The 19,216-nt window shown below is 53.6% G+C and carries 14 protein-coding genes; 10 read left to right on the plus strand and 4 right to left on the minus strand.

Annotated elements, in window-relative coordinates; genetic code table 11:
* Positions 1–7: 7 nt before the first annotated feature.
* The gene (locus GOV45_RS13840) at positions 8–3,445 is read right to left on the minus strand and encodes a pyruvate carboxylase (protein WP_170478814.1); all 3,438 of its coding nucleotides are present in this window, start codon (positions 3,443–3,445) and stop codon (positions 8–10) included.
* A 274-nt stretch (positions 3,446–3,719) separates the two neighbouring features.
* Complete coding sequence (locus GOV45_RS13845; protein ID WP_170478816.1) at positions 3,720–5,519, minus strand: sensor domain-containing diguanylate cyclase; 1,800 nt, start codon at positions 5,517–5,519, stop codon at positions 3,720–3,722.
* A gap of 181 nt (positions 5,520–5,700) precedes the next feature.
* Here GOV45_RS13845 and GOV45_RS13850 point away from each other — a divergent pair, with 181 nt between their 5' ends.
* The gene (locus GOV45_RS13850) at positions 5,701–8,097 is read left to right on the plus strand and encodes an ATP-dependent helicase (protein WP_170478818.1); all 2,397 of its coding nucleotides are present in this window, start codon (positions 5,701–5,703) and stop codon (positions 8,095–8,097) included.
* Positions 8,098–8,101: 4 nt separating this feature from the next.
* Here GOV45_RS13850 and GOV45_RS13855 read toward each other — a convergent pair whose 3' ends face one another.
* Together GOV45_RS13855 and GOV45_RS13860 are read right to left on the minus strand one after the other, a co-directional pair.
* Positions 8,102–8,392, minus strand: a complete 291-nt coding sequence (locus tag GOV45_RS13855) for a DUF1330 domain-containing protein (RefSeq protein ID WP_170478820.1) — start codon at positions 8,390–8,392, stop codon at positions 8,102–8,104.
* A gap of 368 nt (positions 8,393–8,760) precedes the next feature.
* Positions 8,761–8,985: a DUF1127 domain-containing protein gene (locus tag GOV45_RS13860; RefSeq protein ID WP_170478821.1), complete on the minus strand. Its 225-nt coding sequence runs from the start codon at positions 8,983–8,985 to the stop codon at positions 8,761–8,763.
* A gap of 256 nt (positions 8,986–9,241) precedes the next feature.
* Here GOV45_RS13860 and GOV45_RS13865 point away from each other — a divergent pair, with 256 nt between their 5' ends.
* The 9 genes from GOV45_RS13865 (at position 9,242) to murD (ending at position 19,126) form a co-directional block, all read left to right on the plus strand.
* Positions 9,242–9,520, plus strand: coding sequence for a hypothetical protein (locus GOV45_RS13865; RefSeq protein ID WP_170478823.1), 279 nt, complete (start codon positions 9,242–9,244; stop codon positions 9,518–9,520).
* Between the two features lie 381 nt (positions 9,521–9,901).
* On the plus strand, positions 9,902–10,405 hold the full coding sequence (mraZ, locus tag GOV45_RS13870) for a division/cell wall cluster transcriptional repressor MraZ (protein WP_170478825.1): 504 nt from the start codon (positions 9,902–9,904) through the stop codon (positions 10,403–10,405).
* Positions 10,406–10,409: 4 nt separating this feature from the next.
* Entirely contained in the window at positions 10,410–11,402 is a 993-nt protein-coding gene (rsmH, locus tag GOV45_RS13875) for a 16S rRNA (cytosine(1402)-N(4))-methyltransferase RsmH (protein ID WP_170479045.1), read from the plus strand.
* Positions 11,399–11,767, plus strand: coding sequence for a cell division protein FtsL (gene ftsL / locus GOV45_RS13880; protein ID WP_170478827.1), 369 nt, complete (start codon positions 11,399–11,401; stop codon positions 11,765–11,767). The genes rsmH and ftsL overlap by 4 nt, the downstream gene beginning before the upstream one ends.
* Positions 11,764–13,551, plus strand: a complete 1,788-nt coding sequence (locus tag GOV45_RS13885; protein WP_170478829.1) for a peptidoglycan D,D-transpeptidase FtsI family protein — start codon at positions 11,764–11,766, stop codon at positions 13,549–13,551. Before ftsL ends, GOV45_RS13885 begins: the two co-directional genes overlap by 4 nt.
* 21 nt (positions 13,552–13,572) lie before the next feature.
* Positions 13,573–15,054, plus strand: a complete 1,482-nt coding sequence (locus GOV45_RS13890; RefSeq protein ID WP_170478831.1) for a UDP-N-acetylmuramoyl-L-alanyl-D-glutamate--2,6-diaminopimelate ligase — start codon at positions 13,573–13,575, stop codon at positions 15,052–15,054.
* A complete protein-coding gene (locus GOV45_RS13895) occupies positions 15,051–16,445 on the plus strand; it encodes a UDP-N-acetylmuramoyl-tripeptide--D-alanyl-D-alanine ligase (RefSeq protein WP_170478833.1) in 1,395 nt (464 codons plus the stop codon). Before GOV45_RS13890 ends, GOV45_RS13895 begins: the two co-directional genes overlap by 4 nt.
* A 35-nt stretch (positions 16,446–16,480) precedes the next feature.
* Positions 16,481–17,563, plus strand: coding sequence for a phospho-N-acetylmuramoyl-pentapeptide-transferase (gene mraY, locus GOV45_RS13900; protein WP_170478835.1), 1,083 nt, complete (start codon positions 16,481–16,483; stop codon positions 17,561–17,563).
* Positions 17,564–17,710: 147 nt separating this feature from the next.
* Positions 17,711–19,126 (plus strand): UDP-N-acetylmuramoyl-L-alanine--D-glutamate ligase, encoded by a 1,416-nt coding sequence (gene murD / locus GOV45_RS13905; RefSeq protein ID WP_170478837.1) that lies wholly within the window; start codon positions 17,711–17,713, stop codon positions 19,124–19,126.
* The last annotated feature ends 90 nt before the right edge of the window (positions 19,127–19,216 follow it).

Raw genomic sequence — 19,216 nt, forward strand, 5'->3', positions numbered from 1 at the left:
ATTCGGATTAATCCAGTTCGATCAGTAGATCCTTAGCATCAATCTGACCGCCGGGTTGAACGTGAACTGATTTTACTACGGCGTCGCGTTCCGCGTGGATGCCGGTCTCCATTTTCATGGCCTCGATGGTCAGCAGCAGGTCGCCTTCTTTGACCTCTTGTCCTGGATTTACGGCAACTGTGGCAACAACACCCGGCATCGGAGCGCCAATATGATTGGCATTGCCAAGCTCAGCCTTCGGACGCTGTGCAGTAGTTGCTTTCACCAACCGGTTAGGTACCCGAACGACGCGGGGTTGCCCGTTGAGCTCGAAGAACACCCGGACTTCGCCATTTTCATCCGTCTCACCGATTGCCTGACAGCGGATTTCCAATGTTTTGCCCGGGTCGATTTCGGCCGTGATTTCCTCACCCGGCTCCATTCCATAAAAGAACGTGCGCGTCGGCAGCGTGCGAACTGGGCCATAGCTGCGATGGCGACCCATGTAATCCAAAAACACTTTTGGATACATCAAATAGCCATTCAGGTCTTCGTCATCGACCTCCATTCCTTCCAATTGCTTTGAAAGATCAGCCCGCGTCGCTTCAAGATCAATGGCTTCGACATGCTTTCCCGGTCTTTCAGTATTCGGAGCCTCATCCTTCAGCACCTTCTTGACGATTATGTCCGGGAACCCGTTGGGAGGCTGGCCCAGATTACCGCGCATCATGTCCACCACAGATTCGGGGAAGGCCACGTCCGTCTCAGGATCCTCCACCTGCGCCCGTGTCAGGCCTTGACTGACCATCATCAGCGCCATGTCACCGACGACCTTGGAAGACGGTGTTACCTTGACGATATCGCCGAACATCAGGTTCACGTCGGCATACATGCTGGCGACTTCGTGCCAACGTTCCTCAAGCCCCAAGGACCGGGCTTGCGCCTTGAGGTTGGTGAACTGACCGCCTGGCATCTCGTGCAGATAGACCTCTGATGCAGGTGCCTGAAGCCCCGATTCAAAGGCTGCATATTGACCGCGAACCGCTTCAAAGTAGTCGCTGATTTCGCGGATGGCTTTGATGTCCAACCCAGTGTCACGATCAGTATGACGCAAGGCTTCTACCACTGTGCCTAAAGTCGCCTGAGACGTATTGCCCGAGAAGCTGTCCATCGCACAGTCCACTGCGTCTACGCCGGCTTCGGATGCCGCTAATATGGTCGCGCTTGCGATTCCGGCGGTATCGTGAGTATGGAAATGGATTGGCAAGCCGACTTCTTCTTTTAACGCGCGTATTAATACTCGTGCCGCAGCAGGTTTCAGAAGGCCAGCCATGTCTTTTAAGCCTAAAACATGCGCACCGGCGTCGCGAAGCGCTTGCGCCATTCCAACATAATACTTCAGGTCGTATTTGGCCCTGCCCGGGTCTAGTATGTCCCCAGTGTAACAAACTGTGCCTTCGCAAATTTTTCCATTTTCAACGACGGCATCCATCGCCACACGCATGTTTTCAACCCAGTTCAGCGAGTCAAACACACGAAATACATCAATGTTTTGCGACGCCTGACGCACAAACTCCTGCACTACATTGTCCGGGTAGTTCGTGTAGCCAACACCGTTAGCGCCGCGCAGTAGCATCTGGGTCATCAGGTTTGGTATTGCCTCACGCAGGTCACGAAGCCGCTGCCACGGGCATTCCTGTAGGAACCTGTAGGCCACATCGAAAGTCGCGCCACCCCAACATTCGACCGAGAACAGCTGTGGCAAATTCGCTGCGTAGCTAGGTGCAACCTTGATCATGTCGATCGAACGCATCCGGGTCGCAAGCAACGACTGATGTCCGTCGCGCATAGTTGTATCAGTGATCAGAAGCTGCCGTTGGGCTTTCATCCAATCCGCGACGGCCTGAGGGCCTTTTTGTTCCAGCAGATTGCGGGTGCCCATCTGAGGTTCGGCCCTGGGTGCGGGTGGTTTCGCCTCTTTCAGATCGGCTCGTGGGCGCGGACGATCCTTCGTTTCAGGGTGACCGTTTACTGTAATGTCCGCGATGTAGTTCAGAACCTTGGTGCCCCGATCACGACGTTTTTTGAATTGGAACAGGTCCGGCGTTTCGTCAATAAATTTCGTTGTGTATTCGTTCGACAAAAAGGTCGGATGTTTCAGTAGGTTTTCGACAAAAGCAATATTTGTACTTACACCGCGCACACGAAACTCACGCAGGGCGCGATCCATCCGGGCAATGGCCTTTTCCGGCGTGGGGGCCCAGGCAGTCACCTTTGTCAGCAGCGAATCGTAGTATCGCGTTATCACCCCACCTGCATAAGCCGTGCCGCCGTCCAAACGGATGCCCATGCCTGTAGCTGACCTATAGGCGGTGATACGACCGTAGTCTGGGATGAAGTTGTTCAGCGGGTCTTCGGTCGTGACGCGCGTTTGCAACGCATGACCGTTCAGGCGTATCTCTTTCTGACTTTCCTTGCCGGTTGCCTCGGCCAAGGGTTTGCCCTCGGCAATCAGTATTTGCGCCTGAACGATGTCAATTCCAGTGACTTCTTCGGTGACGGTGTGTTCAACCTGCACACGGGGGTTCACTTCGATGAAATAGAACTTGCCCGATTCCATATCCATGAGGAATTCGACAGTGCCGGCGCATTCATAGTTCACGTGGGCGCAAATGCGGCGGCCAAGTTCGCAGATCTCTGCGCGCTGTGCTTCACTGAGGTATGGGGCAGGGGCGCGTTCAACGACTTTTTGATTGCGGCGCTGGACCGAGCAATCACGTTCGAAAAGGTGATAGATCTGTCCATGCTTGTCTCCGAGAATCTGAACCTCGACGTGACGTGCGCGGGTGATCATTTTTTCCAGATACCCTTCACCATTGCCAAAGGCTGCTTCGGCCTCGCGTCGACCTTCAAGCACCTTCTCCTCAAGCTCATCTTCCGACAGTATCGGGCGCATCCCGCGTCCACCGCCACCCCAAGAAGCTTTGAGCATTAGCGGGTAACCAATTTCGGCTGCTTCTTTTCGGATTGCATCCATGTCATCGCCCAGCACTTCGGTGGCTGGAATTACAGGCACATCGGCAGCGATTGCGACTTTGCGGGCGCTTGCTTTGTCTCCAAGGGCACGCATCGTTTCAGCCCTGGGCCCGATGAAGGTAATGCCGTTCTGCACGCAAGCATCAACAAAATCGGGGTTTTCGGATAGCAGTCCGTAACCTGGGTGGATCGCATCTGCTCCGCTGGCTTTCGCCACACGAATGATCTCGTCAATCGACAGATAGGCTGCGACAGGTCCAAGCCCTTCGCCAATGCGGTAAGCTTCATCCGCTTTGAAGCGGTGCAAGCCCAGTTTGTCTTCTTCGGCAAAGACAGCGACGGTTCGTTTGCCCATCTCATTCGCGGCGCGCATAACGCGAATTGCGATCTCACCGCGATTGGCGATCAGGATTTTCTTGAAGTCGGTCATTTCAGGTTCCGGTCTGTATTGGTCTGGCCGTGTTCATAGGCGGACAATATGCGCTCGTATATCAGTCGTTCTGGGTAGAACCGGCATGTTAACGCTCGCAAACGCCTATGTTTGCGCTAGCACAATACACGCGCTGCACCGCAGCATCAATCGCCAAGGCAGACAGGTTAGCAGCTTATGGACTTCGGGATCATTCGACCCGACTCATTTGGTGGACTTTCACCCAGGCGTTTGTCGGGCCGAATGCAGTCATTTTTGACCGAAGTTGCTTAACTCAAGCCACTGAAACAGGCTTAACAACTTTGGCAGAGTGCGTGGCAACAGCGTCTTTGCCACTTAGTCTCAAAGCAGGCAGCGGTGTGTGACTGGCGACCTGAACCTGATTGCGGTCCTTGTCCTTGGCGCTGTACAAGGCGTCATCAGCGGCCCTCATCAGATCCTGAGGCATGGTGCCGTGCGCCGGATAGTGCGCGACGCCAACCGAGATAGTGATACGAGGCAACGATTTCTCACCATAGCGTACAGTAACGGCCTCGACTGCCTGTCGCAGCTGTTCAGCGCGCATTACCGCTTCGTCAGGCGTATTGTCCGGCAGGATCAACATGAATTCTTCGCCCCCGATGCGGCAGGCAACTTCGTCGCGGTCACAGCCCTGTTCCAGCGCTGCACCCACCGCACGCAACACCATGTCACCCGCATCATGACCATGCGTGTCATTGAACTTTTTGAAATGATCCACGTCTACGGCAATCAAACTTAGGGCTGATCCAGTCTGCTGGCTTCGACTGATTGATTTGCGCAAAGTTTCAGTCATATGACGACGGTTAAACAATCCGGTCAGGGGGTCGCGAACTGACTGGTCATGCAATTGGTCACGCATCCGTACATTGGCGATGGCCATACTGATTTGTTCCGCGCACAGCTGGGCCAGTTTTTTGCTGGCATGAAACTCCTCGCCAGCGCCTTCGTGCGCGCGCAGATGCAAAAGCCCCACGGTTTCCCCGTGCGCGAGGATGGGAAAACAGAAATAGGGCCGCCCGTCGTGCGGTTCGGCATGTTCACATACAAAGTCAATTTCCGAGGACCCGAACTCATAGGTGCGACCGCGGCGCAAACCCCAACAACCTTCGGGGTGAATGTGCGCCTTGTGGGTGCCGTCGTTCCAACTGGCGCATCCATCCAAAACATCGCGAGAGTTCGAGTAGACGTAAACGCTGCCTTCAGCGTCAGGAAGGATGTGGGTCATGAAGCGCGAAACCATGTCGAATAGTTCTTCGAGCGAACGGCTGGATTGCAGCCATTCGTTCAATTCGCCAAGCAGCCTGACCTCGCGGGCCAGCCGCAATTGCTCATCCATCAGTTCGCGTTCCTTCGCGGATTGTTTGCGCAAGGACTGCACTTGAAGTCGGTTGGTCCGGTACGAAACGAGCGTCACGCAAACTAGCGCCATCAAGGCAATTCCACTCAAAATTGTTAGTGAAATTCTCAGTCGAGAAATGAAAGTTGTACGAAGGTCCGATATGTCGGTGAAAAACTGAATTGCACCCAAAAAACGTCCATTTTTTGTGACCGGCATAAAGATTTCAGCAACTTGGTGATGGACGGCGTTTTGAATGTTGTCTGAGTGCAGGTCCAGGCCATCGATTTCTGAAAGGGGAATGGCTTCCTGAAAATAGTAACTCATTCCTCTGGCCACGTCATTGCGAAAGAATGCGCGTTCTTCATAGTTGCCGATTTCATCCGGTCGTGTGGACCAAACAACGCGTCCCGACGTGTTTAAAAGTTTGAACCGATAGACATCCGAAGCCTCCGGCATCGAAGACAAGAACTCTGCATCTCGTGGGCCGACATAACCTGTCCGCAAAGCTCTTTCTGGATCGTCGAGATGCAAGGAAACTCTGCGTTTCCACAATTCAGCTTGTTTTAGAATGTCCGTTTGCAACATACGGTCGACCACCGGCGCGGGGAGTTTGTATACTCCCCAGCCAGCAGAAATGGTCAAAGCTATCAGCAATGCCGAAATACCGATCCATTTCAGCCGATGACTCATGTTCCCCGGCTCAGATATTTTCATGATCACGTGCTCCCACAACAGTTGAGCAAGCATCCGGGTCAAACTTTTACAGAAAGTTAACGAATCAAATTGGCTACGAAGTCTTTGTTTAGAATTGAACATAGAAAAAGAGTGCATAAACTTGCGAACAAGCCGTGAACAAACTCTTCCCCTGGTCTCTCTTAAAGCGTAGTTTGGACTTATGAGCAGTTTTGACGAAACAGACGCCTTTGAGGGCGCGTCGCTTTCGGCGAGGGCGATGCCCGCGATGTCAGCGGATTATCTTAACGACCTCAATCCGGCGCAGCGCGAAGCGGTTGAGCGGCTGGAAGGTCCTGTGCTGATGCTGGCCGGTGCAGGAACTGGTAAGACCAAGGCGCTTACGGCACGCATTGCCCATCTGCTAAGAACGCACAGGGTGCGAGAGAATGAAATCTTGGCAGTGACTTTCACTAACAAGGCGGCACGAGAGATGAAGGATAGGGTTGGGCGAATGCTTGGCCGGCCAGCCGAGGGAATGCCTTGGCTTGGTACGTTCCATTCCATCTGCGTGAAACTCCTCCGCCGCCACGCAGAACTAGTGGATCTAAAGTCAAATTTCTCGATTTTGGATACGGATGATCAACTGCGCCTGCTAAAGCAGTTGGTTCAGGCAGCTAATATTGATGACAAGCGCTGGCCTGCCAGGATGCTATCAGGCATCATCGACGATTGGAAAAACCGGGCGCTGACCCCTGACAAAGTGCCCGCTGTGGATGCTGGCGCATTTAATGGCAAAGGTATTGAACTTTACGCGCAATACCAGACCCGCTTGAGAGAGCTGAACGCGGTGGATTTTGGCGACCTGCTGCTTCATATGGTAACGATCTTTCAAGCTCATACGGATGTACTGGAGCAATATCAGCGCTGGTTTCGCTTCATTCTCGTCGATGAGTACCAGGACACCAATGTCGCCCAGTACCTATGGCTGCGCCTGCTGGCCGGAGGGCACAAGAATATTTGTTGCGTGGGTGACGATGACCAGTCAATTTACGGATGGCGCGGCGCAGAGGTGGGAAACATCCTTCGGTTCGAGAAGGACTTTCCGGGCGCTTACGTGGTGCGTTTGGAACAGAATTACCGTTCGACTCCACATATTTTGGCGGCCGCGTCCAATATAATTCGCGGCAATGAAAACAGGCTCGGCAAAGAACTGTGGACGGATGCAGAAGAGGGCGAGAAAGTTCGGCTTATCGGCCATTGGGATGGAGAAGAAGAGGCGCGTTGGATCGGTGAAGAGATCGATGCGATGCAAGGCGGTACCCGCGGCGTTCGCCCTATGGGGCTTGATGAAATCGCCATACTCGTCCGCGCCAGCCACCAAATGCGTGCGTTCGAAGACCGATTTCTTACAATTGGTCTACCCTACAAGGTGATCGGGGGCCCCCGGTTCTACGAAAGAATGGAAATTCGCGATGCCATGGCGTATTTCCGGCTGGTCGTCAGTCCCGAAGATGATCTGGCCTTTGAACGTATCGTGAATACACCAAAACGCGGTTTGGGCGACAAAGCGCAGCAAACTATACAGCGGTCAGCACGCGAAAACGGCGTGTCACTGGTCGAAGGCGCACGGATAGCGGTTGAGAATGGCCTGATTAAGGGTAAAGGCGCAGTAGCTTTGCGGCAATTGGTCGACGGTCTGGCGCGATGGAATGCCCTGACTCGGGGCCCAAGGATTGAGATCGACGACGAGTCGGTAATCGATGATGGTGTGTCCCCTGTTCGATATGGTGAACCGGAGCATTCTCATATCGAACTTGCACAAATCATTCTGGATGAATCTGGCTATACCGGTCACTGGCAGAACGACAAGACACCAGAAGCGCCCGGGCGGTTGGAAAACCTGAAAGAACTTGTCAACCAACTGGACAACTTCGAAAATCTGCAAGGGTTTCTGGAACATGTCAGCCTTGTTATGGACAATGAACAGGAATCTGACGGGGCCAAGGTGTCTATAATGACGTTGCACGCGGCCAAAGGGTTGGAATTTCCTGCCGTATTCTTGCCAGGGTGGGAGGATGGTTTGTTCCCATCGCAACGGTCGATGGATGAAACGGGCGTCAAAGGTCTCGAAGAAGAGCGTCGCCTGGCCTATGTCGGAATCACCCGTGCAGAAGAAGTCTGCACGATTTCCTTTGCCGCCAACCGACGGGTGTTTGGTCAATGGCAAAATTCTATGCCGTCTCGTTTCATTGACGAATTGCCTGCGGATCACGTGGAGGTGCTTACGCCTCCGGGCCTTTATGGTGGTGGGCAGGCGACCGCGAGTATCGAAACCCGCGCGGCAGAGGCGAATGTATATAACTCACCCGGTTGGAAGCGTATGCAGGCGCGGCAAGGACAGTATGGGACATCTCAACCCCGTGAGAGTCGCAACACAGTGATAGACGCCACGGCGGTGGCCAGCTTCACTCTGAGCGAGCGGGTATTTCATCAGAAATTCGGCTATGGCGCGGTGATCGGCATAGAAGGCGATAAGGTCGAAGTCGATTTCGACAAGGCTGGTATTAAGAAAGTGGTGTCCCGTTTCCTGTCATCCAAGGACGATGTTCCGTTCTGAGACGCTAAAGACCTTCGACCAGAACCATGTTTGTAGTCGCTGTCTGGTGTCGGATTTTCGCTAGTTCGAGATAGTCCGGATCGTTTCTCCACGCATTTGCGGCGTCAAGCGTCGGGAATTCCATTAATACAATTCCATTTTCAACCCATGTGCCCTCAATCACTTCGACGGGCCTGGAGGACACCGTAAGCAAACGACCTCCATGCCGGTCAAAGATAGGCATAAAGCCCTCAAGATATTTTTGGTACCCATCTGGATCGTGGATTGAAATCTGCGCAATAAAATAGGCGGTCATTGGAAACTCCTGACGCTCCGATTCCACCTGAGTTTTACGTTCATTTGCAAAAAAAGAAAAACGGCGGTTCCCAGGGAGGAGAAGGGGAACCGCCGTTCTTTTCTACATCAAGGCAGGGAGGAGAAGCGCCCGATGCATCCAAACCCGGGTTTTACCCCGGAATGAGTAAGACGCGGCGACGTAAGGGAGGAGAAGAACGTCGCCGCGCGCTTTCAACATCGAGACAGGGAGGAGGAAGTCCCGATGCATTCACTTCCGGCGTACGAAACCGGTATAAATTGCGGCAACGTCAGGGAGGAGGAAGACGTTGCCGCTGAAATACAGGTCCAAAGGGAGGAGAAGGACCTGATCTCGGTATTCTTGTGCGCCTATCGCGCTGTGTTTTCTTCGGCGGCCTGCATTGCCACCCGGCGGATCATCGAACGATTCAGGCCTAAGTCGGCCAGTTCGCGGTTCGACAGCGCCGACAATTCATTGACCGTTTGCCGATACACGCGATACCGCCGAAAACGGATTTTTACTGTTTCGTACAATGGGGCAAACCCGATATCCGGGTTCCCTTTGAATTCAGTCTGTGTATTCGCAACTGCCATGGTTTTGATCCGATATTTTAGTCGCTGCCGAGGTGTCCCGGCGCTCGCTTGAGATTGAAGATAGGCGATTGCTGCGAATGCACAATAGATGCCGTAGTCAATGCTGCTATGCAGCAAATGCATGGATTGGTTCAGAAATTTCGAAGTTGCGTAAATTTGCCTTTAAAACATAGGTTTTTTCACCGCATGGTCGTCAAGTCCATCTTGGGGTTGCCATGCGTCAATTTTTGGTTGCCTGACATTTAGGCGCATTCGGTTGCAAGTTGAGCACGAAAAAGGTCGAAGCAAGCTTTGTATCGTCAATACCTTCCATCAAATAAACGAGCAACTTCCGTTTCAGCCACATCATTGGGAAATCATGGGTCAAGTTGGCGGTCGCCTTCCAAAGACCCGAGCCTTTATCGATTCGGAGAGAATTTATAGTGCTTTCGGAGGCGTAGTTGGTCAAATTTTGGGAAAAAGAGAAAATTTTTGGGAAATCATGGGAGCAATCAAGGTTGGCATATATTGCGTATCAAGTGCATTTAAAGTCTAATTGTGGTATGAGTGGGTTGTGTTGTTGTTGAATTTTGGTATACACCGCACGCCATTCACTCGACAGCTTGCAACTTTTGTGTTGATTTCCATGATTTCCCATGTCATCCCTTATGCATCCGATGAGGACGAGGCAGTAAGGGGCGCTAAACGACCCCAAACCAAGAATTCAACGTAGGTTTCATACAGGCATCTCGCTTTCATCACACAAGAGATCCGGCGCGCGGGCGAGCAGACATCCCCCCAGGTGGCGCGCGCAGCTGGACATCCCGCAAAGCGGGTCAATGCGGCGGGTTGATCGGTGGCAGCAGATCAACCCGCCGTTTTACATCAGGGGGGACGTGAAATTCGAGGTGGGGCGCAAGCGAAAGGGACAGTCGTCTTGGCGCGCAGGTTTAGAGGTGAAAGCCACCACAAGGTGGATACGAAGGGGCGGGTATCGATACCGGCCTCGTTTCGCCGTGTGCTTGAATCGTCCGACCCTAACTGGCAACCGGGAGACAACCCAGAGCTGGTGATTGTATACGGCGATCATCGCCGAAAATATCTCGAATGTTACACGATGGAGGCAATTGACGAAGTCGATGCCAAGATAGACGCTTTGCAACGTGGATCAGTGCAACGCAAGATGTTGCAGCGCATGTTCCATGGTCAGTCTTTTCCAACCAACGTGGACGAAACCGGACGGTTGGTCTTGCCTGTGAAGCTGCGCAACAAAATTGACCTGGAAGGCGAGGCTTTCTTTATTGCCGCTGGCGACACATTCCAGATCTGGAAGCCTGAGACCTATGAGGCCGAAGAGCTGGCCACCACTGAGGAATGGCTGGACGACTTGCCTGACGACTTCGACCCGATGGAATTCCTCGACGGCACCGGGGACGGATGACGGCATGTCCGGCGCTCCGACCCTTTCCGAGAAACCACACATTCCCGTTTTACTGCGTCCATTACTGGATAGTGTCGCTCCGGTTTCGGGTGTTTGGCTGGACGGAACATTTGGAGCGGGTGGTTACACTCGGGGATTGCTCGAGGCTGGCGCCGAAAAGGTTATTGCAGTCGATCGCGATCCACTTGCGTTCGAAATGGCAAAAGGCTGGGCAAAGGATTATGCGGGCCGATTGGTGATGCAACCGGGTGTCTTTTCCCAAATGGATCAATTTGCCAAGGATCTGGACGGCGTAGTTCTGGATCTTGGCGTTTCGTCCATGCAGTTGGATCGGGCAGATCGTGGATTTTCGTTTATGAAGGACGGTCCTCTGGATATGCGGATGAGCCAAGAGGGAGAAAGCGCCACTGATTTGGTCAACACTGCGACCGAGACGCAACTCGCCGACATTTTGTTCCATTACGGTGAAGAACGTGCCAGCCGGCGTATCGCCAAAGCCATTGTAAGGAAACGGGCCGAGGCGCCCATTACCACGACATTGCAATTGGCCGAAATTATTGAATCCTGCCTGCCGCGACCAAAACCGGGACAATCGCACCCTGCAACCCGCAGTTTTCAGGGGCTGCGCATAGCGGTGAATGCGGAATACGAAGAGTTGTTTCAAGGTCTTATGGCTGCCGAGCGAGCTTTGCAACCGGGTGGACAGTTGGCTGTTGTCACCTTCCATTCTATTGAAGATCGGATGGTTAAACGCTTCCTTCAAGCACGTGCCGGCAAAACCGGGCGAGCCAATCGTTATGCACCAGAGGTGAAAGAAGATCTGCCGCAATTCGTGATTAAAACACGAAAAGCGATCGGCCCTGACGCGCGGGAGCTGTCGGAAAACCCTCGTGCACGCTCTGCTAAATTGCGTGTCGCTGTTCGGACAAATGCGCCAGCTGGGAAAATTGATTCACGGGATATTGGAATGCCGCAATTGGGGGTGAGGTCGAAATGAAAAGTATTCTGTATGCGTTGACCGCTCTCGCTGTTTTCGGATTGGCGTTGTGGGCTTATCAGGAAAACTATCGAACCCAGCAAGTTCTCAAAGAGACGCAGACGTTGCAAAAACAGATCGGCGCGGCCCAAGCCCGGTTGACTGTATTAAATGCTGAATGGGCCTATCTAAACCGTCCTGACCGGTTGCGCGAACTCGCGGACTTGAATTTCGAGCGTTTGGGTTTGTTGCCGCTGCGCGCTGAACAATTTGGACGCGCAGATCGTATTGCTTATGGCGAAGACCCCGATCTGCCGATAGTCGATCCAATCGAGTTGCAGGCGATAACTGATGTACAGGCCCTTGGCGAGGTACAGATACCATGACTCGCAAGCCGCTTCGTCCACTAGCCAGAATTCTGGATGCCCGCGCGAGGGGTGAAAACCCGAAAGTGATCGAGCGGGAAAACATTAAGCAGCGTCATGAAGATATGAAAGACCGTGCTCGGGCACGAGCCGAGGGGCGTCTTTTGGTACTGGGGCTGTTCTTTTTTTGCGCATTTTCGGTCGTAGGGTTTCGTATGGGCATGCTGGCCACGTCGGAAGCGCAGGAACCATTGGCCAGCGCGCCAGGCGCTGCTATCGCGATGCAGCGCGCCAATATCGTAGACAGAGAAGGCCGCATTCTCGCAACAAACCTCGACACATATTCGGTATATGCGCAACCACCGCTGATGATTGATCCGATCGCAGCGGCAGATCATCTGGTAGCAATCTTTCCTGATTTGGACAAAGAGCGTTTGGTCAAGGACTTCACAGGTGACCGCAAATTCCTTTGGATCAAGAAACGTATTTCCCCCGAGCAAAAACAGGCTGTGCACGACATTGGCGATCCCGGCATTCTGTTCGGTCCGCGCGAAATGCGACTTTATCCTAATGGCAAGCTTGCAGCGCACATTCTTGGCGGATCGGGCTTTGGTCGCGAGGGCGTAAGCGCGGCAGAACTAATTGGCGTTGCAGGCGTCGAAAAGAAATTTGACGACTATCTGCGCGATCCGGCCAACGGTAACAAGCCGCTTCAACTCTCGTTGGACCTGACGATTCAGGCTGCGGTCGAACAAGTTCTTTTTGGCGGGATGAAAATCATGAACGCCAAAGGTGCTTCGGCGGTTCTGATGAATGCGCACACTGGTGAGGTGATTTCAGCGGCGTCCTTGCCGTCTTTTGATCCAAATGATCGACCGCGCCCTCCGACATCGGGTTTCGACCCGTCGGACAGTCCTTTGTTCAATCGCTATGTGCAAGGCGTTTACGAACTGGGCTCTGTTTTCAAGATATTTGCTGCGGCACAGGCGGTTCAGCTTGGTCTGGTGAATTCAAATACCATCATCGACACATCCGGCCCGATGAAAATCGGCCGTTTCCCGATCGGCGAATTTGACGGCAAGAACTACGGCAAGATCAGCGTCGCGGATGTGATAGTTCACAGCTCGAACCGCGGAACTGGTCGCTTAGCCTTGCAAATTGGTGCAAAACGGCAGCAGGAATTTCTGGAGTCGCTGGGAATGTTCGCACCGACCCCTTTCGAGATTGTTGAAGCAGCAGGAGGTGTGCCGCTCAAGCCCAAAAAATGGGGCGAACTGAGCACTGTAACAATTTCTTATGGCCACGGTCTTTCAACCAGCCCAATGCACCTGGCAGCCGGATACGCAACCATTGCAAATGGCGGGCATTATGTCAGCCCAACTATTCTGAGGAAAAATGGCCCGCAATACGGTCGACGGATTTTGTCTGAAAATGCCGCGCAGCAAGCGCAAAGAATGCTTCGAAAAGTTGTTACTAATGGTACTGCCAGCTTTGGCGAGGTCGCGGGCTATGAAGTGGCGGGTAAGACTGGTACAGCCGATAAGCCTAAGCCGCGAGGCGGGTATTACGATGACAAAGTCATTGCGACCTTTGCCACGATCTTTCCGGCCTACGATCCGAAATATGTAATGATCGTAACGCTCGACGAGCCAACGATCTTAGCTTACGGCGAAAAACGTCGCACTGCAGGCTGGACTGCGGTGCCAGTGGCAGCTGAGTTAATTGGCCGGGTCGCTCCACTGTTGGGTCTGCGACCTCGGCTTGAGCCTGAAGCGGGTGCTGCTATAACGCTGACCTCGAATTAGGTTGTCCAACAAGGGTGGGTCATGGGCAAAGGGACAAAAAAACTCAACCAGCTGGCCCTTACTGCGCGCGGCGGCGCGAATCCTGAAATTACTGGCCTGACGGTTGACAGCAGAGAGGTCGCTGACGGCTATTTATTTGCAGCTCTTCCCGGCACACGCGTGCACGGGGGCGAATTTATCCAATTCGCTTTGCGTATGGGAGCCGCCGCTATTCTGACGGATGCGCAGGGCGCAGAAATGGCTGCCCGGGAACTGGTTGAGTCAGACGCTGCATTGATTGTTGTCGAAGATCCGCGTCAGGCTCTGGCCGGTTCTGCGGCGCTTTGGTTCGGCGCGCAGCCACAGACCATTGTTGCGGTCACCGGGACAAATGGAAAAACTTCGGTTGCCACCTTTGTTCGTCAGATCTGGGCCGAAATTGGTCACTCTGCTGTCAACCTCGGCACCACTGGGGTCGAAGGCGCATGGGCAGCCCCTCTGGCGCACACTACGCCTGAACCAATCACGTTGCATCGCTGTCTGGCAGAGGCTGCCCAAAATGGCGTGACACATGCTGCGATGGAAGCGTCTTCGCACGGTTTGGAACAACGACGTTTGGACGGGGTACAACTCAAGGCGGCAGGGTTTTCTAATTTCACCCAGGACCATTTGGACTATCACGAAACGTTTGAGGCCTATTTTGACGCCAAGGCAGGCCTGTTTGACCGGGTATTGCCTGAGGAAGGAACTGCGGTAGTTAATCTAAGCGACCCTAAAGGTGCGGAAGTTTTGAAAATCGCAAAGGCGCGAGGGCAGTCTTTAATAACCGTAGGTCAAGGTGACGCCGATCTTGTTCTTGTTAATCAGCGATTTGATGAAACTGGACAGGATCTGCGGTTTTCGTGGAAAGGTAAGCCTTATCAGGCTCGTCTGAACTTGATCGGGGGGTTTCAAGCAGAAAACATCCTGCTTGCGTGTGGACTTGTTATTGCCGCAGGTGACGAACCTGAACGTGTTTTTGAAACGCTTCCACATTTGAAAACAGTCCGCGGCCGGATGCAACTGGCTGCCACACGCGAAAACGGCGCGGCGGTATTTGTTGATTATGCTCATACGCCTGATGCCGTGGCAACGGCGTTAAAAGCTTTGCGGCCGCACGTAATGGGTCGGCTTATAGCAATCGTTGGCGCAGGCGGAGACCGCGACGCCAGTAAACGACCCCTTATGGGTCAAGCAGCGGCTAACTATGCCGACGCAGTTTTTGTATCCGACGACAACCCGCGCAGCGAAGATCCGTCGGTAATACGCGCAGCAGTAATGAAAGGTGCACCCGAGGCGACTGAAGTCGGTGACCGCGCTGAAGCAATCTTGCGTGGGATAGACGCGCTGCAGCCTGGCGACGCTTTACTGATTGCTGGCAAAGGCCATGAAACCGGGCAGATCGTAGGAGATCAAGTGTTGCCATTTGACGACGCAGAGCAAGCAAGTATTGCGGTTGCTGCCTTGGACGGGAGGGTGGCATGACGCTGTGGACCGCGGCGGAAGCTGCCAAAGCAACCAATGGACGAGCTACGACCAACTGGAAGGCGGACGGAGTTTCAATTGATACGCGCACTTTGCAGCCAGGGGACTTGTTTGTGGCGCTTAGGGCCGCGCGGGATGGGCACGATTTCGTAGCGCAGGCACTTGAAAAGGGCGCGGGCGCCGCATTGGTGTCGCGGGTTCCGGACGGTGTTGACGAAACTGCGCCTCTTTTGATCGTCGATGATGTTCAAAGAGCGTTGGAAGATTTGGGAAGGGCAGCGCGAGATCGATGCGCTGCGCGTGTAGTTGGCGTAACGGGCAGCGTTGGCAAGACGTCCACTAAGGAAATGCTGGCTAACATATTGGAAACGCAAGGTGAAACCCATGCAAGTGTGGCCAGTTACAACAACCATTGGGGCGTGCCCCTGACGCTTGCGCGGATGCCAAAAGACACCAAGTTCGCGGTGATCGAAATAGGCATGAACCATCCGGGCGAAATTGCGCCGTTGGCGAAACAGGCGAGGCCTCATGTGGCGCTTGTCACAACCGTCGCTGCAGTCCATCTGGAAGCTTTTGACTCTGTGGCTGCAATTGCGCACGAAAAAGCATCTATTTTCGACGGTCTGACCGATGGCGGTATTGCCATTGTGAATTCGGATATCGATCACGCTGACATTTTGCGTGACCGAGCAATTTCCCAAGCAGCCAAAGTGATAGATTTTGGCCAAAAGGCGTCTGACTATCGACTTGGTCATGTAACTTCTTTGCCTGACACGCTGCGGGCTGAGGCTGTCATTGACGACAAGCAATTCACGTTTGATGTCGCATCTGCTGGTAAGCATTTCGCCATGAACGGCTTGGGAGCGCTTGCGGCTTGCGCCGCTTTAGGCGTCAATCTGAAACAGGCTGTTGGGGGGCTTCGACGCTGGTCGCCTGTCAAAGGCCGCGGAGTGCGAGAGTTGATTGCTCTGCCTCATGGTGGCCAAATTGAATTGCTGGATGATAGCTATAACGCTAACCCGACATCCATGGAGGCCGCCCTTGACGTTCTCGCAGCTTCGCAAGGTGCTCGCCGCATTGCCTTTTTGGGTGACATGAAAGAGCTGGGGGCGCAAGAACTGGCCATGCACGCGAACATGGCAAATGTCGAGGCAATGAAGGATGTTGATCAGGTCCATTGCATTGGGCCGCTCATGCGCGAATTGCATCGCGAATTACCAGAGAACAAGCGCGGGCATTGGTCCGAAACCAGCGCGGAAATGGTAGCTCGCCTGCCTGAACTGATCCGGAATGGGGACACGGTTCTGGCCAAAGGATCACTTAGCATGGCGTTGGCGAGCATTGTTGACGGCCTGCGGGAAATGGGGCAGGAGCGCGCGCTGGATCCATGATGCGCGCGTGAATTTCGTGTGAGAAAGGTTTTGTAATGCTGTACTGGTTGACCGCGCTTTCGGATGGAGGGGATTTTTTCAACCTCTTCCGCTATATCACGTTCCGAGCGGGCGGAGCCTTTCTGACAGCTCTGGTTTTTGGGTTTATTTTTGGAAAGCCGCTGATCAACGTGCTGCGAAAGAAGCAGGGCAAAGGTCAGCCGATCCGGGACGATGGCCCAGAAGCACACTTTTCCAAGGCGGGAACACCAACCATGGGTGGGTTGCTGATCGTCGGGGCACTTGTCACTTCTACGTTGATTTGGGCGCGTTGGGACAACCCATACGTATGGATGGTGTTGTTTGTGACCCTTGCTTATGCGGCCATCGGTTTTGCGGATGATTACGCTAAGGTTTCAAAACAGAACACAAAAGGTGTCCCGGGCAAAATGAGGCTGGCATTGGGTGTTTTGATTGCCGTTCTTGCGGCGTTGTGGGCAACATTGCATCATCCCGGTGACCTTCAGAACCAACTTGCTTTGCCAGTGTTCAAGGACACACTCATCAACCTTGGTTTTTTCTACATACCCTTTGCGATAATCGTCATTGTCGGGGCAGCAAATGCAGTGAATCTCACCGACGGTTTGGACGGCCTTGCCATTATGCCAGCGATGATAGCTGCTTCGACTTTGGGCGTGATTGCTTATGCCGTTGGGCGTGTCGATTTTACCGAATATCTCGATGTGCACTACGTTCCGGGAACAGGCGAAATATTCATATTTACTTCGGCTTTGTTCGGCGCCGGTCTTGGGTTTTTGTGGTACAATGCGCCGCCAGCAGCGGTTTTCATGGGCGACACTGGATCGCTTGCGCTGGGCGGAGCTTTGGGCGCGATTGCTGTGGCGACGAAACACGAACTGGTCCTCGCTGTCGTTGGTGGACTGTTCGTTGTTGAGGCGCTGAGCGTGATTATTCAGGTTCTGTACTTTAAGCGCACCGGAAAGCGGGTTTTCCTAATGGCACCCATCCATCATCATTATGAGAAAAAAGGCTGGGCTGAGCCAACAATCGTTATCCGGTTTTGGATCATATCGCTGATCCTGGCAATGATCGGTCTGGCAACGTTAAAAGTACGGTAAGGTCTCCTCGGGTCAAGCGGATTTGCGGCCAACCTCAATTGTTTGGCGGCTGCTTTCTTCTAAAGTATTTGCTTGATGCCGCCCTTGCTTTTCGTGATTTCTTAGGTGCAGGGTGCGGATGAATTACACGACGGCAAGGTGTATTATATGATCCCGGTCAAAGGTTTTTCTGGGCAGAAAGTTGCGGTGCTGGGGCTGGGTCGTTCTGGGTTGGCCACGGCACGCGCATTAAGAGCAGGCAGAGCAACTCCTGTTTGTTGGGACGACAATCCTGCGGCACGAGAGACTGCTGAAACCGAAGGGTTTGACTGTGTCGACCTGCGACACCAATCAGAGTTTGACGATGTCGCCACTCTAGTCGTGTCTCCTGGTATCCCCCACCTTTACCCCGAGCCAAACCCAATCATCGCGGCTGCACTGGAAACCGGCGTGCCCGTGGACAATGACATCGGCTTGTTCTTCCGAAGTTTTGCCGATCAAGACTGGAGCAAATTTGAGACTCCGCCGCGTGTAATTGCTGTCACTGGGTCAAACGGGAAATCTACCACAGCGGCCCTGATACATCACGTTTTGACCGAAGCTGGTCGCCAGTCACAGTTGGCGGGAAACATTGGCCGGGGTGTGCTGGATATCGACCCGGGGGGTGACGGCTCGGTTGTGGTTTTGGAACTCAGCAGCTATCAAACCGAACTGGCTCGCGCGCTAACCCCAGATATTGCTGTTTTTACAAATCTCTCGCCGGATCATCTGGATCGACATGCAGGAATGGGTGGGTATTTCGCAGCCAAGAGGCGTCTGTTTGCCGAGGGCGGACCAGATCGCGCCATTGTCGGCGTAGATGAAATCGAAGGCTCCTTTCTTGCAGGGCAGTTGGCCGAAGGGCGAAGCGACGATCGCGTCATCCGGGTTTCCGTTGAACGTAAGTTAACCGGCCCAGGCTGGCAGGTTTTCGCGCGCAAGGGCTTTCTGTCCGAATATCGGAAAGGACGTCAGACAGCGTCCATTGATCTGCGCGGGATTAAGGGTCTACCGGGCGCGCACAACCATCAAAATGCATGCTCTGCTTACGCCGCCTGTCGTGCGTTAGGTCTTGCACCTAAGGCGATCGAGGCGGCCTTGCATAGCTATCCGGGTTTGCCGCATCGTAGTCAGATCATCGCTGAGACCAATGGCGTCACTTACGTCAACGACTCGAAAGCAACCAATATCGACAGCGCAGCAAAGGCTTTGAGGGCCTTCAAAAAGATCCGGTGGATATGTGGAGGTCTTGAAAAAGAGGGTGGGCTGGCTGCACTGAACGAAGCCTCGGATCAGGTGATAAAAGCTTATGTTATCGGTCGCGAGGCTGCCAATTTCGCCATGCAGCTGGATGTCGACACCACGGTGTGCACAACGATGGAGCGGGCCGTCGAGCAAGCGATTGAGGATGCGCAGCCGAACGAAACTGTATTGTTGGCCCCCGCAGCAGCAAGTTTTGACCAATATGATAACTTTGAACAAAGGGGGGACGACTTCGTTTCCGAGGTCAAAAGAAGACTGTCATCGGGCAACGGTTGCAAATAACCGCCGGTTCGACGAGGCTTTAAACCTATCCGTTTGACGCGCCATAATTTTTGGGTTTGCTTCTACGACAATTCAAAACGAGGTCATGGA

It is taken from the genome of Ruegeria arenilitoris, from assembly GCF_013035425.1.
Taxonomy (GTDB): Bacteria; Pseudomonadota; Alphaproteobacteria; order Rhodobacterales; family Rhodobacteraceae; genus Ruegeria; species Ruegeria arenilitoris_A.

Coding starts and splice junctions, on each gene's coding strand:
- GOV45_RS13855 (WP_170478820.1), bottom strand. CDS start 8,392: ATGACCGCCTATTTTATTGCGCAGATTTCAATCCACGATCCAGATGGG.
- mraY (WP_170478835.1), top strand. CDS start 16,481: ATGCTGTACTGGTTGACCGCGCTTTCGGATGGAGGGGATTTTTTCAAC.
- GOV45_RS13840 (WP_170478814.1), bottom strand. CDS start 3,445: ATGACCGACTTCAAGAAAATCCTGATCGCCAATCGCGGTGAGATCGCA.
- GOV45_RS13860 (WP_170478821.1), bottom strand. CDS start 8,985: ATGGCAGTTGCGAATACACAGACTGAATTCAAAGGGAACCCGGATATC.
- GOV45_RS13850 (WP_170478818.1), top strand. CDS start 5,701: ATGAGCAGTTTTGACGAAACAGACGCCTTTGAGGGCGCGTCGCTTTCG.
- GOV45_RS13895 (WP_170478833.1), top strand. CDS start 15,051: ATGACGCTGTGGACCGCGGCGGAAGCTGCCAAAGCAACCAATGGACGA.
- murD (WP_170478837.1), top strand. CDS start 17,711: ATGATCCCGGTCAAAGGTTTTTCTGGGCAGAAAGTTGCGGTGCTGGGG.
- GOV45_RS13890 (WP_170478831.1), top strand. CDS start 13,573: ATGGGCAAAGGGACAAAAAAACTCAACCAGCTGGCCCTTACTGCGCGC.
- ftsL (WP_170478827.1), top strand. CDS start 11,399: ATGAAAAGTATTCTGTATGCGTTGACCGCTCTCGCTGTTTTCGGATTG.
- rsmH (WP_170479045.1), top strand. CDS start 10,410: ATGTCCGGCGCTCCGACCCTTTCCGAGAAACCACACATTCCCGTTTTA.
- GOV45_RS13885 (WP_170478829.1), top strand. CDS start 11,764: ATGACTCGCAAGCCGCTTCGTCCACTAGCCAGAATTCTGGATGCCCGC.
- GOV45_RS13845 (WP_170478816.1), bottom strand. CDS start 5,519: ATGAAAATATCTGAGCCGGGGAACATGAGTCATCGGCTGAAATGGATC.